Here is a 14653-nt window from a genome sequence, read left to right as displayed (position 1 = left end):
AATGGAAGCAGCAGCCTTGTATCACCGACCCGATAGTGAAATGGCTTATTTAGTGGATAAAACGACGATACACATTAGATTACAAGCGAAAAAAGCTGATTTACAGGCTGTTTGGCTTGTATATGGAGATCCGTACGATTTAAATTATGAAATAGAAACTCAAACAAATTTATGGGAGTTTCAAAAAATTCCTTTAAAGGTCAAATATCAAACGCAATATCATGATATTTGGAGTTGTGAAGTTCAGATGCCGTTAAAAAGGATGCAATATAGCTTTTTAGTACAAGATCAATGCGGGCAACTTTATTTTTATGATGAACGGGGAATTTATTTATATCAAAATGATCGCCAAATTCAAACGAGTTATGGTTTTAAAATGCCATATTTTCATGACATTGATCGCTTGCACGCGCCACAATGGGCACAAAAAACAATTTGGTATCAAATATTTCCAGAACGATTTGCAAATGGAGATGAGCGTTTAAATCCTCCGAACTGTTTACCTTGGGGGAGTGCACAGCCGACACCGTTTAATTTTTTTGGTGGTGATTTTCAAGGGATCATTGATCATTTACATTATTTAAAAGAGTTAGGTGTGAATGGGTTATATTTGTGTCCTATTTTTGCAGCAACATCTAATCACAAATATGATACGATTGATTATTTTAAATTAGACCCAGCTTTTGGCGATGAAAAAACTTTCCGGGAATTTATCCAACAAGCACATCAATTAGGGTTTAAAGTCATGTTAGATGCTGTTTTTAATCATATTGGTGATCAGTCACCTTATTGGCAAGATGTGGTGCAAAACGGAGCGAAATCGGTGTATATTGATTGGTTTTATATTGCTGATTTACCCGTGAATTATACAGCGACTGATAATTACGAGATAGCTAAGAATTTAAATTATGAAGTGTTTGCGAAAAATCCGCATATGCCTAAATTAAAAACATCAAATCCGCAAGTTCAAGCATATTTATTAGAAATTGCGACGTTTTGGGTGGAAAAATTTGGAATTGATGCGTGGCGTTTAGATGTTGCTAATGAAATCGATCATCATTTTTGGCGGAAGTTTACGCAGAAAATGCAGCAATTAAATCCTGACATTTATATTTTAGGAGAAGTCTGGCATGATGCTAGTCCATGGGTTAATCATGGTGAGTTTAGTGGTGCAATGAATTATCCTTATACAGATGCTATTTTAGCGGGATTAGTTAGACGAGACATCACTTTGGAAACGATGATTAATCAACTTAATTATCAGTTGAGTTTACATCCTGATCAAGTTAATCGCGTTTTATTTAATGCTTTAGATACACATGATACAGCGCGGTTACTAACACTTTGTCAAGGAGACAAGGCGTTAATGTTACAAGCATTAGCCTTTTTGCTAATTCAAATAGGAGCTCCGTGTTTATATTATGGAACAGAGATTGGTTTAACAGGCGGTCCAGATCCAGATTGTCGTAAATGTATGATTTGGGATGAAAAAGAGCAAGATTTAACAATTTTAACAGTGATTAAAGAGTTAATAAGCTTGCGAAAAAAATATTTACCGCAATTCAATCAAGGAAATGTTCGTTGGGAAGTTGCTACTGATAATTCTGCTGTTTTTTGGCAAATTAATCAAAACCACGAAAGTGAAATTATTAGTTATTTTAATATAAGTCCTAACAATTTCCAGCTACCGCCTGAAGATAAAAAATTGCTATTAGCTAATTTATATCAGGCTGATCAAAAGCTTCTTTTACCAGGTGGTTGGGCTATTTTCACAAACTAAGTTAATGATAAAAGGTTTTCCGTTTCGGAAGGCCTTTTTTAATTAACTGTAAGCAAATCATTATAATTTGATTTAGAAATGATTGACTTAATGATTTTTAAAACGTATTATTGAGAGGTATAGATGGAGAAAGAGACTTTGTGAACTGAAAAAAACAGAAATAAACGTTATTTTCAAGTCAGATTAAGTCTTTTTGCATTTTAAAAAGAAAAATGGTCTAGTTATAAGCTGAAAATTCGAAAACAAGACAGGACGGTGCCCAAGAAATGATGAATTTTAGTGATGTTTCACAAGCTTTGAATATAAGCTCTGAAACCACAACTGCTGATATGGAAGAACTATTTTCTTATTCCCAAAAGTTAATGCGTGAAAAATATCCAACAAAACAAGCTGTTGTTACGGAATTAATGAACTTAGAAGCTATTTTGAGTTTACCAAAAGGAACAGAACATTTTGTGAGTGATTTACACGGCGAATATACGGCCTTTGATCATGTTTTACGGAATGGTTCTGGGAATGTGAAACAAAAGTTACAAGATACTTTTGGTGGTCGGATGACACAAAAAACAATTCAAGAATTTGCGACTTTGATTTATTATCCGGAAGAAAAGATTGCCTATGAAAAACAACATTTTGCTTCTAAAAATGATTTAGATCAATGGTATTTAGATATTATTGTCAGCATGCTAGAATTTTTACAAGTGGCAGCACGTAAATATACACGTTCTAAAGTTCGGAAAGCTTTAGATCCTAATTTTACGTACATTACAGAAGAATTATTATATACAAATCATCAAGATAATGCGAAACGACAATATATTAATCGTTTATTACAAAATTTAGTAGCTTTAGAACAAGCGGACGAATTTATTATTGCGACAGCCTATACGATTCAACGGCTAGTTGTCGATCATTTACATGTGATTGGCGATGTTTATGATCGTGGGGAAGCACCGGAAAAAATTATGGATCGTTTAATGGAATATCATTCAATTGATATCCAATGGGGGAATCATGATTTGATTTGGCTCGGGGCGATTTCGGGATCGAAATTAAGTTTATTAAATATTTTACGAATTTGTGCACGTTATAATAATTTAAGTATTATTGAAGATGCATACGGGATTAATTTACGGCATTTATCAAAATTTGCAGAAGAAAATTATCAAGATAATCCAGCATTTAGACCGAAATTATTAAAAGGTGATACATTTAATTTTGATGGTGAACAATTACAAATTACACAAATCCATCAAGCGGTAGCTATGATGCAATTTAAATTAGAAGGGCATATTATAGCGCGGCGTCCTGAATTTAAAATGGAATCACGTGGGTTATTAGATAAAATTGATTATGAAAAACAAACTATTAAAATTAACGGGAAGACATATCCGTTAGAAAATACATGTTTTGCTACAATTGATCCGAAAGATCCGTATAAATTGACTGCTGAAGAAGAAGAAGTCATTAATAATTTATTACGTTCTGTCAGCAAATCACCACAGTTGCGGCGTCATTTAGACTTTATGATGGAAAAAGGTAATATGTATAAATGCTATAATGGAAACTTATTAATTCATGGATGTATGCCAGTTGATGAAAAAGGTAACTTTAAAACAATTAAATTCCAAAATAAAGCCTATACAGGACAAAAAATGATGGATTTCTTTGAAGAACAAGTTAGAATCGCCTATGCACATCCAGAAATTGAAGATGATTTTGCAACAGATGTTTTATGGTATTTATGGCAAGGTGAAAACTCACCATTGTTTGGTAAAAAAGATATGACTACTTTTGAACGCTATTTTATTGCAGATAAAAAGACTCATCACGAAGAAAAAAATCCTTACTTTAAGTTGCGTCATGATGTAAAATTCTGTGAAAAATTATTAAGTGAATTTGGACTAGATCCTAAAGAAGGTCATATTATTAATGGTCATACACCGGTTAAAAAAGGTCATGAAGCAATTATGGCTGATGGAAAAATGATTGTGATTGATGGTGGTTATTCTAAAGCGTATCAAGCTACGACGGGAATTGGCGGATATACATTGTTATATAACTCATATGGATTACAGTTAGTAGCACACCATCCATTCTCATCGAAAGAAGAAGCTATTGAACAAGGTCATGATATTATTTCAACTCGTCGTGTGATTAATTATAAATTAAAACGAAAATTAGTTGCTGATACTGATATCGGAAAACAACTCCAACAAAAAGTTGCACTTTTACGTGACATGTTAGCTGAATAAAATAAAAAAACGCCGGATTGCTAACGCAATCCGGTGTTTTGGTCTAGTTGCGTTTGGCAAGTATTTCCCGGGAAATATGGTATAATTAGTCTTGAGGAGTGGTGAAATGAAAGAAAAAAAGGCCGTTTATATTAATGGTTTTATCGGGTTAATTATTACCTTTGCAGTCGGAATTTATGGAGTGTGGAACATTATTCGACACTTTATTAGCGGCGAAGGAAGTACAACTTTAGGAATCTTCTTAATTATTATCGCAGCTTTATTTAGTACCTCATTAACAACAGTTAATCCTAATGAAGGTAAAGTATTAACTTTCTTTGGTAACTATATTGGTACAATTCGTGAAGCGGGATTATTTATGGTAGTTCCTTTTACAACTAAAGAAACAGTGTCATTAAGAGTGGGGAACTTTAATAGTCCCATTTTAAAAGTTAATGATGCTAAAGGTAATCCGATTGAAATTGCTGCTGTAATTGTTTTTAGAGTAGTTGATACAGCAACTGCGTTATTTTCAGTTGATGATTATGAAGAATTTATTCAAATTCAAAGTGAATCCGCTATTCGACACGTTGCTAGTGAATATCCGTATGATATTTTTGAAGATGAAAGTGAACTAACTTTACGTGGAAATCCCACTGAAGTATCACAACGATTAGCAGAAGAATTACAAGAACGTTTAAATGTGGCAGGTGTTGAAATTGTAGAAACAAGATTAACACACTTAGCTTATGCAACAGAAATTGCTAGTGCAATGTTACAACGTCAACAATCATCGGCCATCTTATCAGCACGAAAAATGATTGTTGAAGGTGCAGTTTCGATTACAGAAGAAGCGATCGAACAATTAGCACAAGAGACAGGTTTGAATTTAACCGAAGAACAAAAATTGCAAGTTATTAATAATATTATGGTGGCTATTATTAGTGAACGAGGAACTCAACCAGTTATTAATACGGGAGCTAATTAAAAATAAGATTTTAGACAGTTGTTTTCTAAAAAAGAAAGCAACTGTTTTTTTGTTGTTCACAATTTATAAAAATAAAAATAAAACATTTTATAAATAACCTTCTTTTGAAACGTTAACTTAATACTTATCGAAACCATAAAAACGAAGAAAACTATACCAATATTCTAGTTTATACCAAAAAAATTTTAAAAGGTTTTTAAATGATAAAAAAGATTGATTTGATGCTATTTTTTGAAAGGTGAAATATGGACTAGACCACTACAAACCTTGATATAACAACGAAAAAAAGCCTTGTTTTTTTGGTATATACCGAATATACTCTAGGTGTTGTTGACAACGATTACAAAAAAGGAGTGGGAATATGGTAGCTGATAGTGTTTCTTTTAAAGATAAAGTTTTTAAGGTAGTTGGCAAAATATCATCATCACGACATATGGTGGCTTTACGTGATGGGATTGCGCAAGTGGTTCCGTTGTTGATTATTGGATCGTTATTTATGATTATTGGTCAATTTCCAATTAAAGGTTACTTAGATTTTATGGCGAAAACCTTTGGCTCGAATTGGAATCTTGTTATACAACAAATTACATTTGCATCATTTTCATTGATGGGATTAATTGCCGTGATTGGGATTTCTTATAATTTAGCGAAAAGTTATGGAGATGTTGCGCCTTTACCCGCAACATTGATCTCAATGAGTGCTTTTTTCTTAACAATTCCATTTGAATTAAAGAAAGGTGCTTTTTATATTCCATTGTCCCAAATGGGTGCAACAAGTTTATTTATTGCAATTTTAGTCGGATTATTTATTACAGATTTTTATGTTTGGTTAGTTCACAAAGATTTAACAATTAAAATGCCAGCGACAGTTCCGCCGGCTGTGAGCAGTTCTTTCACATCGTTATTTCCGGGGTTCTTTTGTCTAGTATTAGTTTGGTTAATTCGTTTGGGTGTCTCATTTACACCAATTGAAACTATTCCAGGCTTAATGCAATTTATTTTTAAACCACTATCTGCTGTTGGTGTGAGTTTACCAGGTGCTTTATTATGCGAGTTATTAATTTCCGTATTGTGGCTCTTTGGTGTTCATGGTGGGAATGTTGTTGGTGGTGTGATGATGGCTTTTTGGTTACAAGCTATGCAACAAAATGCAACCGCATTCACAGCGCATAAAGAATTACCTAATATTATTACAGCTCAATTCTTTGATAATTTTGTTCATATTGGTGGAGCTGGTGCAACGTTAGGTTTAGCTTTGTTAATGGTGTTATTTTCTAAAAGTGAAGAATATAAAACTTTGGGTCGATTAGAAATTGTACCGGCGTTATTTAATATTAATGAGCCGATTATTTTCGGGACACCAATTGTTTTAAATATCTATCTCGCAGTACCTTTTATTTTGGCACCAATTGCGAATGTTTTAATTACTTATTTTGCTATGGCGACTGGACTTTGTGCTAAAACAATTGGGATTATGGTACCGTGGACGACACCAGTTATTATTTCCGGATTTTTATCAACCGGACATATTTCTGGAGCGATTACGCAAGTAGTATGTTTAGTGGTGGATGCTTTGATTTACTACTATTTCTTCAAAGTAGCTGATCGTAAAAATTTAAATAGTGATTTAGGATAAATTAAATTTATAAAAAAGGAAGTTTTGAAAATGGCAAAATATACTATTATGTTAAATTGTGCGGCGGGCATGAGTACGAGTTTATTAGTAACTAAAATGCAAGCGAGCGCACAAGCACAAGGAATTGACGTTGATATTTTTGCGACTGGGGCGAGTGAAGTTTCCCAACAATTAGCGCAACAAACGATTGATTGCGTGCTTTTAGGACCGCAAGTTCGCTATATGGAAGCAGATTTCAAACAACTTTTAGCTAATGAAAAAAATAGTTTAGGGAACCCAATTCCATTAGCTGTGATTGATATGCAAGCGTACGGCATGATGAATGGGGAAGCTGTTTTAAAACAAGCATTAAGTTTAATTGAAGCTTAAAAAAGAATAAATGAGGATTTGAAAATGACAGAAAATAATAATATGGAAGCGATTATGGGATTAATTATTAACGGAGGAAATGCGAAAAGTTTTGCTTTTGAAGCGATTCGAGCAGCTAAAAGTGGCGATTTTATTCAAGCTAATGCCAAATTAGCAGAAGCTGATCAAGCTTTACATGCGGCGCATAATTCTCAAACAGCCATGCTTACTTCGGAAGCACAAGGCGAAACACAAACCATTACACTTTTAACCGTTCATTCTCAAGACCATTTGATGAATGCGATTACTTTTCGGGATTTAGCGGGTGAAATGGTTGAATTATATCAACGTTTGAAAGACCAAAAATAGTTAAACGAATTTCAACTGTGAGGGACAGTTGAAATACACAAAGGAGAAAGGTTGTTAATTAATGTTGAGAGAAATTGGAATATCCATCTATCCAGATCATAGTGATCCAAAACAAGATCAAATCTATTTGGAAAAAGCTGCTACACTAGGATATACACGTGTTTTTATGAGTATGTTAGAAGTTAGCCCAGAAAACCAAACTGCCACATTAGAAAAATTTAGTCAAATTATTCATTTTGCGCGAGATTTGAATTTTGAAGTGATTTTAGATATTAATCCGCAAACTTTTACAAAATTAGGAATTTCCTATCAAGATTTGAGTTTATTTAAAGCGTTAGGTGCGAGTGGTATTCGATTAGACGAGGCTTTTTCGGGGTTACAAGAATCGCTTTTATCATATAATCCAGAAGGGTTAAAAATCGAATTGAATATGAGTAATGATGTTGCTTATTTAGATAATATTATGACTTATCAACCAAATGCTCCGTTTATTTACGGATGTCATAATTTATATCCGCAAAAAGGGTCTGGTTTACCATATGATTTCTTTGTTAAAGCTAGTCAACGATTTAAAAAATATGGGATAAAAACGGCGGCGTTTGTGACAAGTCAAACGGCAACAGGTGGTCCGTGGACGATTAATGATGGTTTACCAACATTAGAAATCCACCGAGATTGGCCAATAGCTTTACAGGCGAAACATTTATTTGCGACTAATTTAATTGATACGGTAATTATTGGGAATGCCTATGCAACAGATGAGGAATTAGCGCAATTAGCGGCTGTTAATCGTTACTGTTTAACGCTCAATGTCGAATATGAACAACAAACAACAACTTTAGAAAAAGAAATTGTTGAAAAAAACCTTCATTTTCGGCGAGGAGATATTACTGATTTAGTAATTCGTTCGACACAACCACGAGTAAAATATGCTCAGAAGGCTAACCCGGCTCATAATCATACACAAGAACTTCAATTGGGAGATATTGTGATAGGGAATGATGATTTTAAAAATTATAAAAATGAATTACAAATTATTTTAAAACCGCAACAAGATATACGTAAAAATTTAGTAGCACGAATTAAACCAGAAGAAAGATTTTTATTAGAATATATAAAACCTTGGACGAAATTTAAGTTACAAGCTCAATAATACAAAACCTCCAAAATTAAAAAATCCGCTCAGCCATTCGGCTGAGCGGATTACTTATTTATTTAAAAGCAAATAAACCAGTAAAAATAATAATAATAGCAACCATACAATATTTCAAAATAGGTTTTACCCAAAGTGGAGCTTTAAATGGTAAATGATCAAATCCCATATACATAAAAAAGATAATCGTTTGTGAAATAGCTAAACCAACTTGAATATTATGAATTATTTCAAATGACATAGTAGGAGATCCTTTCTCTAAAAAATACAAATTAATGTTTAAAAGCCCAAAAACGTTGGCCTAAATAATTTAATGCTACAAAAATAACTGAGCCTGTTAACATTGCAATATTAAGTTGAATTTTAGCAGAAGTAAAACTAAAAATAGCATAAATAAGCGGTTTGGCGACACCATAAGCAATTAAATAACAAACACTAATATTGATAATGAATTTCAAAACGGTTTTAAATGATTTCTTTTTATCTTGGAATGTAAAATATTTATTGAGAAAATAACTTACAATACTTCCGATAATATAATTGGCAGCTGATGAAAACCAATAGCCACAATTAAAAACATTAGCAGCAATTAACATAGCGCCCATACCAACAATAGTATTAATGATTCCTACAATAATAAATTTTAACATGGTGATATCAAAGAAATTTTTATATTTATTAAAAAATGAAGTTTTCATAATTAAGATCCTTTGTAAAAAAATAAGATAAGTCTATTATTCAAGAAGTTGCGTCAGATTGCAAATTTAAATGAAATTTGTATTCTAATAAATTATTTAAGTATTAGTAATCTTTTAAAAAAAGCAACAAGAATATTACTAGTTAATATATTAACAATTGTGAAATATTCGGCAAAAGATTGCAAAAACTTCTTATATAGCATACGAATTTAAACTTTTATATGGTAAAATGTTCCGTAGGGGTTAAACAAACGTGTTATTACACATAAAAACAGCTTTTTTAAAATTTGTAATTAAGATAAGTAGTATCAAAAAATTTAAGCTTTTGACTGGGGCGAGAATTTTTCAGGAATGAGATCTACTTAACCTGTCAACTTTTTTGTGGATTTTAAATTAAGTAATAACCCAAATGAGAAACGTTTCTTGTCTAGCTACGCAGGGAGCGTTTTTTATATATACATATAAAAACAGGACTTTTCAAATTGAAAAGTCCTGTTTTTTGTTTAATTCAGATTTAAGAGCTCTTTAAACCATTGGATAATTTTAGCAATCCAAGATTGGGCAGTTTTGGAGGCTGCTTGTGTTGCGTCTTTAAAATCAGTACTATTAAGCCAGTCTTTAGCTTGTGTCATTAAATTACCCGTAGAATTAATGACGTTGTTAATTGTATTAGAAACGTTTTTAATATAACTTTTACTAGAAGCAATTGGTGAATTTTCAAAAGTAATTAAAGCATTCACAATGACAGTGATATGTTGAGGCGCTGTTTGATTAGCAATTCCTTGTTTTTGGAGAGCTTGCTCTAACATTCTTTGAATATCTTGTTTAGTAGCTAATTGATCGGTTTTTTGTTTTTGTTCAGCAACTTGTTTGGAAACTTCACCAATAGCAGCCATTAATTTACCAGGATATGTTTTATCATCTTTGTTAGCTGCAATAGCAGGTTGTGTAGCACGGATCATTTCATTAGCGGCTTTAGTGTTTTCTGTATCAATTGTAGCTCCATCAGCTGCGAGCGCTTTATAAACACCAGTTAAAGCTGATTCGCCAGAAACAGGTGTATTAGCAGTAACGATAATATTAATATCAGTTACACCAGCCATTTGAGCGACCATGGCATATTGTTGAGAAGTTACTTTTAAAATATTATTTTGGCCATTATAGTCTTTGATATTAACACGAACACCTGATCCAGGATCACTTGGTGCAATAGCTACAGAACTAATCATAGCTGCATTAGTTGTGCCGGTCGCGTTAGGGTTAATATATTGTCGATAATCATTAGCGTCTACAGTAATTTTTTTGAAATTATTATTTACTTGAAAAATATCATTGAGTTTGGGATAAATTTCCGAAGAGACACCTGAACCATAAACTACATAAGGTGCTTTTAAGGTATGTTCGTTAACATTTTGTGATGCATGAATTGGTTGTTGAGCTAGGAAAATAGCTGAAAGCAGCGTAATACCTGCCATTAAACTTGTAAGTGCAAAATTCAGAAATTTTGAAAAGTGTGGTTTCTTCATTATGAGAGACCTCCTTTAATTTTTTATGGAGCTTATAAATTTATTTTACCATGGTTTGAAAAGATAACATATTTAAGTATTGGTAAAGGTCATAACATAAAAAAGAAGCTTAACTAGAGTAGCTAAGCTTCTTTTCGAGTAATTATTATTTATTGTTTGCAGATACAGCAGCCATTTTTGTTTCGTAACGATGTTCTGATAAAAAGTAGAAAGCTACAGCTGCAAAACAAATTGCTGGGACGATAAATGAGAATTGTAATGAGTGTGTTAAGTCAGATACAATACCTTGGATTGCGGGCATAACAGCACCACCCACAATAGCCATTACGATAAAGGCACCGGCTGTTTCTGTATATTGTTTTTCTTCCACGGTATCAAGTGTATGTGCGTAAATTGTTGGCCAACAAGGTCCAAAGAAGAAACTTGTTGCGATGGCTGCATAAATTGCGATCATATTTGGAATTGCAAAAGTAATAATTAAGGCAATCATCCCTAAGAATGAGTAGTATGTTAAGACTTTTGTAATTGAGTAACGATTCATCAAGTAGTTAGCGACTAGTTTACCAACAAACCAAGCAGCGTAACTAATAATCATAAAGTTTGCAGCGATGCTATCTGGCATATGTTTGTCTAATTGAAGTGCTAAACGAATTGTGAAAGACCAGACGGCAGTTTGCATACCAACATACATAAATTGAGCGAAAACACCTTTTTTGAAACGACGGTTACCTAAAAGGTAATGGAGTGTTTCTTTCATAGAAGGTTTTTCTTCTTCAACAGAATTACCATCTTTATCTACTGAGAAAGCTTTTGCTTTTGGCATATCAGTGAAAGCTAAGATTAGGAAAACAATTACTAAAATTACTAAAATAAATTTATAAGGTTTTAATGTTAGTTGTAACATTTTTTGACCATAAGCTTCAGCTTCAGCTGGACTCATTTTAGCCATTGTATTTGCTAAGTTACCACCACCAGAAAAGATGAAGTATTTACCTAAAACAATCCCTAAAATATCACCAAGTGGAACTAAAGTTTGGGCAAAGTTTAAACGACGGTTCGCATATTCTTTAGGTCCAAGCATGGAAGCGTAAGTATCACATGATGTTTCTAAGAAACTTAAACCAACAGCAACCGCGAAAATTGCGACTAAGAACATGCTGTAAGTTGCCACTTTGCTAGCTGGGAAAAACATCCCACAACCTACAATATAAAATGTTAAACCAGTTAAAATTGCAAATTTATAACTTTTTTTCTTAATGATAATAGAAGCAGGAATAGCAATTAGGAAATAAGCACCATAAAAAGCGCTTTGAACAAAGGCTGTTGCTGTATCGTTAAGTGTGAAAACAGTTTTAAATTGTGTAATTAAAATATCATTTAAACTAGCTGCTGCACCCCAAAGTGGAAAAATCATACAAATTACTAAAAATTGCATGAGAGGTGTTTTGCTAAGATAACCGTCAGATAACTGTTTGTAGCTTTTATTTTTAAACATATTGATTTCCCCTTTAAATAATTAATTCAGAATTAAAATGTAACGCCGCTTTGTAAAATAATGTTTGAATATGGAGACATTTCTCCAGTACGAATAAATGCATGAGTTTTGTTCAAATCTTGTTTTAATTGGCTGTGTGGAACGAAAACGATTTCGATTCCAGGTAAAACTTTTTTGATTTGAGCTAATTGGTCGGGATTGATTGTTTTGATTTCTTCGGCTAGGTAAATTTTTTCGACTTCCATTTCAGTTAAAACATTTGTTAAAACATCGATGAAACTAGGAAGTTGGCGCGAAACTGCTAAATCAATTTTCTTGGTTGTTAATGGGCAAGGCATACCAGCATCACCAATGGACAACCAGTCCATATGACCGAGGTTGGAAATAACTGCTGAGACTTCTGAATTAATAACACCACTTTTTTTCATTTTGAAAACTCCTTTAGGTATTTATTTAATTATAGATAAAATAAAAAATCTTAATTATCAAAAATGATTTAAAAATATATAGAAGCTGAGTTTGGCTGAAGACAGCTTCTATATAAAATTTAAATAATCTTCATGTTTTGGCTGGATGAAGATTGGAAACGTTAGGTAAATTACTTACGGGATGCGGCCATTACTTCATCATAAGTTGGGATGGATGGCATAGCACCTAAACCTTGAACAGTAATTGATGAAGAGCGTTGTGCATAAACTAGCGCATCTTTAAGGTTTGAAAAATCAGTTTTTAATTGAGATGTTAATGCTCCGATGAAAGTATCGCCAGCAGCTGTTGTATCTACGGCTTTAACTTTGAAAGCAGGAACCATTTCATATTCATCTTCGTGAACGTAGAACGCACCTTTAGATCCGATTGTAATAATTAAGTTTTTGGCACCTAATTTTTTGAAATGAGCAGCTGTTTCTAACATGGATGCTTCATCAGTAATTTTAATCCCTGTTAAAAGTTCGCTTTCGGTTTCGTTTGGAATAATTAAATCAGTATATTTTAATAATTCATGATCGATTTCACTAGCTGGAGCAGGGTTTAAAACAGTTAAGACATCATTTTCTTTAGCAATTTTGAAAGCTGCTAAAGTAGCATCTTGAGGTGTTTCAAATTGTGAAACTAAGAAGTCAGAATTTTTAATAGTTTCAGCAGCATTTTCAATATCAGCAGGGCTAAGTTTATGATTAGCACCACCATAGACTAAAATACTATTTTGACCATTAGCATCTAACATAATAGCAGCAGAACCAGTACCAACTAAAGGATCCACAGAAATATTTGTTGTATCGATATTGTTTTCATTAAGAGATTCAATCATGAATTCTCCTGAACTATCTTTACCAACTTTTCCGATAAAAGCAGTTGTAGCGCCTGCACGAACTGCGGCCACTGCTTGGTTAGCTCCTTTACCACCAGCAGCAGAACTCTTGTTAGTTGTTGCAAGTGTTTCTCCTGGTTGGGGCATTCTTTCGATTTGATATGTTGTGTCAACATTCATACTACCTAAAACGGTAACGCGATTTGGCATCTCAATATCCACCTTTCTTAAACTATCCATAAATGAGTAATAAAATAAACTTTTTAATTTGGTAAAACGTTTTACCGTAGACCGATTTCATTTACCTCTTAAAAGCAAGTTAATAATAACACCAACGGAAAACGATTTCAACATTTTTTCTAGAAAAATTAAATAAGTTGAGTGCAATTTGTTAGGTAAAATTAAAGGTGTTTTGTATAATAAGAGTATATTCCGAAACTGCACGAAAAAATTAAAAATAATACATTTATATTAAAAGGTGGATTGAAAAAAGATGAAAAAAACAATGTATATGATGTGTTGCGGCGAAACATTATTTGATGAACTTCACCGGATGCAAGGTTGGTGTGATTCACCTTTAACAAACAAAGGAATAGATCAAGCCAAGCAAGCTTATGAAGTCTTGAAAGAACGTAATTTTGATGCAACGTTTTGTTCGTATACACGACGAGCAATTGAAACCGCTGAAATTATTTCACGTTCCAATTATAAAAAATTATTAGCATTAAATGAAATGTACTTTGGAACACTAGAAGGCACACATTTTGAAAAAATTGGTTATCCAGAAATGCCATATGATGAAATTATGAATTACTTTGCCGAATGTGGCGGTGAAAGTGGTCGAGAAGCATCACGTAGAATTATGCGTGTTTGTCGCGATATTATGGATAAAAAAGGTAATGATGAAGTTTTAGTAATTAGTCATAGTTTAGTAGCGTCATTATTAGCACGTGAAAGCTGGATGGAAGATATTGAAATTGATCCGGAAGCTAAAATTTTCAAAGGTGTCATTTTTAAATACTCTTATCGAGTTTCAACGAAAGAATTTAAGCTGGAAGAAATTATTAATCCTGCAGAATAGAAAAAAGGAACGCTCTAACGAAATGTTAGGGCGTTT

14 protein-coding genes are annotated in these 14653 nt (G+C 32.9%); 8 read left to right on the top strand and 6 right to left on the bottom strand.

From position 1 onward, the window contains the following. Window position 1 precedes the first annotated feature (1 nt). The 7 genes from G540_RS0100950 (at window position 2) to G540_RS0100920 (ending at window position 8508) form a co-directional block, all read left to right on the top strand. Entirely contained in the window at window positions 2-1780 is a 1779-nt protein-coding gene (locus G540_RS0100950; RefSeq protein WP_027106471.1) for a glycoside hydrolase family 13 protein, read from the top strand. A 269-nt stretch (window positions 1781-2049) separates the two neighbouring features. After that, window positions 2050-4035, top strand: a complete 1986-nt coding sequence (locus G540_RS0100945; protein WP_027106470.1) for a fructose-1,6-bisphosphatase — start codon at window positions 2050-2052, stop codon at window positions 4033-4035. Between the two features lie 106 nt (window positions 4036-4141). Continuing rightward, a complete protein-coding gene (locus G540_RS0100940) occupies window positions 4142-5002 on the top strand; it encodes an SPFH domain-containing protein (protein WP_027106469.1) in 861 nt (286 codons plus the stop codon). A 361-nt stretch (window positions 5003-5363) separates the two neighbouring features. After that, complete coding sequence (locus tag G540_RS0100935) at window positions 5364-6638, top strand: PTS sugar transporter subunit IIC (RefSeq protein ID WP_027106468.1); 1275 nt, start codon at window positions 5364-5366, stop codon at window positions 6636-6638. 30 nt (window positions 6639-6668) lie between these two features. Then, on the top strand, window positions 6669-7007 hold the full coding sequence (locus tag G540_RS0100930) for a PTS sugar transporter subunit IIB (RefSeq protein WP_027106467.1): 339 nt from the start codon (window positions 6669-6671) through the stop codon (window positions 7005-7007). A gap of 24 nt (window positions 7008-7031) precedes the next feature. Beyond that, complete coding sequence (locus G540_RS0100925) at window positions 7032-7355, top strand: PTS lactose/cellobiose transporter subunit IIA (RefSeq protein WP_027106466.1); 324 nt, start codon at window positions 7032-7034, stop codon at window positions 7353-7355. Between the two features lie 61 nt (window positions 7356-7416). Next, window positions 7417-8508: a DUF871 domain-containing protein gene (locus tag G540_RS0100920; RefSeq protein WP_027106465.1), complete on the top strand. Its 1092-nt coding sequence runs from the start codon at window positions 7417-7419 to the stop codon at window positions 8506-8508. 58 nt (window positions 8509-8566) lie between these two features. Here the strand turns inward: G540_RS0100920 and G540_RS0100915 are convergent, their stop codons facing one another. From G540_RS0100915 to rbsK, 6 genes are all read right to left on the bottom strand, one after another. Further along, window positions 8567-8749 (bottom strand): hypothetical protein, encoded by a 183-nt coding sequence (locus G540_RS0100915; protein WP_027106464.1) that lies wholly within the window; start codon window positions 8747-8749, stop codon window positions 8567-8569. 31 nt (window positions 8750-8780) lie between these two features. Further along, complete coding sequence (locus G540_RS0100910; RefSeq protein WP_027106463.1) at window positions 8781-9158, bottom strand: GtrA family protein; 378 nt, start codon at window positions 9156-9158, stop codon at window positions 8781-8783. A gap of 551 nt (window positions 9159-9709) precedes the next feature. Beyond that, window positions 9710-10681: a DUF1002 domain-containing protein gene (locus tag G540_RS0100905; RefSeq protein WP_035463469.1), complete on the bottom strand. Its 972-nt coding sequence runs from the start codon at window positions 10679-10681 to the stop codon at window positions 9710-9712. A 196-nt stretch (window positions 10682-10877) separates the two neighbouring features. Then, window positions 10878-12227, bottom strand: coding sequence for an L-fucose:H+ symporter permease (gene fucP, locus G540_RS0100900; protein ID WP_035463444.1), 1350 nt, complete (start codon window positions 12225-12227; stop codon window positions 10878-10880). A gap of 32 nt (window positions 12228-12259) precedes the next feature. Continuing rightward, window positions 12260-12655 (bottom strand): D-ribose pyranase, encoded by a 396-nt coding sequence (gene rbsD, locus G540_RS0100895; protein ID WP_027106460.1) that lies wholly within the window; start codon window positions 12653-12655, stop codon window positions 12260-12262. Window positions 12656-12825: 170 nt separating this feature from the next. Next, complete coding sequence (gene rbsK / locus G540_RS0100890; RefSeq protein WP_027106459.1) at window positions 12826-13746, bottom strand: ribokinase; 921 nt, start codon at window positions 13744-13746, stop codon at window positions 12826-12828. Between the two features lie 283 nt (window positions 13747-14029). Here rbsK and G540_RS0100885 point away from each other — a divergent pair, with 283 nt between their 5' ends. After that, entirely contained in the window at window positions 14030-14617 is a 588-nt protein-coding gene (locus tag G540_RS0100885) for a histidine phosphatase family protein (protein ID WP_027106458.1), read from the top strand. The last annotated feature ends 36 nt before the right edge of the window (window positions 14618-14653 follow it).

This window comes from Ligilactobacillus ceti DSM 22408 (assembly GCF_000423245.1).
In the GTDB taxonomy this organism is placed as follows: domain Bacteria; phylum Bacillota; class Bacilli; order Lactobacillales; family Lactobacillaceae; genus Ligilactobacillus; species Ligilactobacillus ceti.
This window is presented reverse-complemented; position numbering and strand designations above follow the sequence as displayed.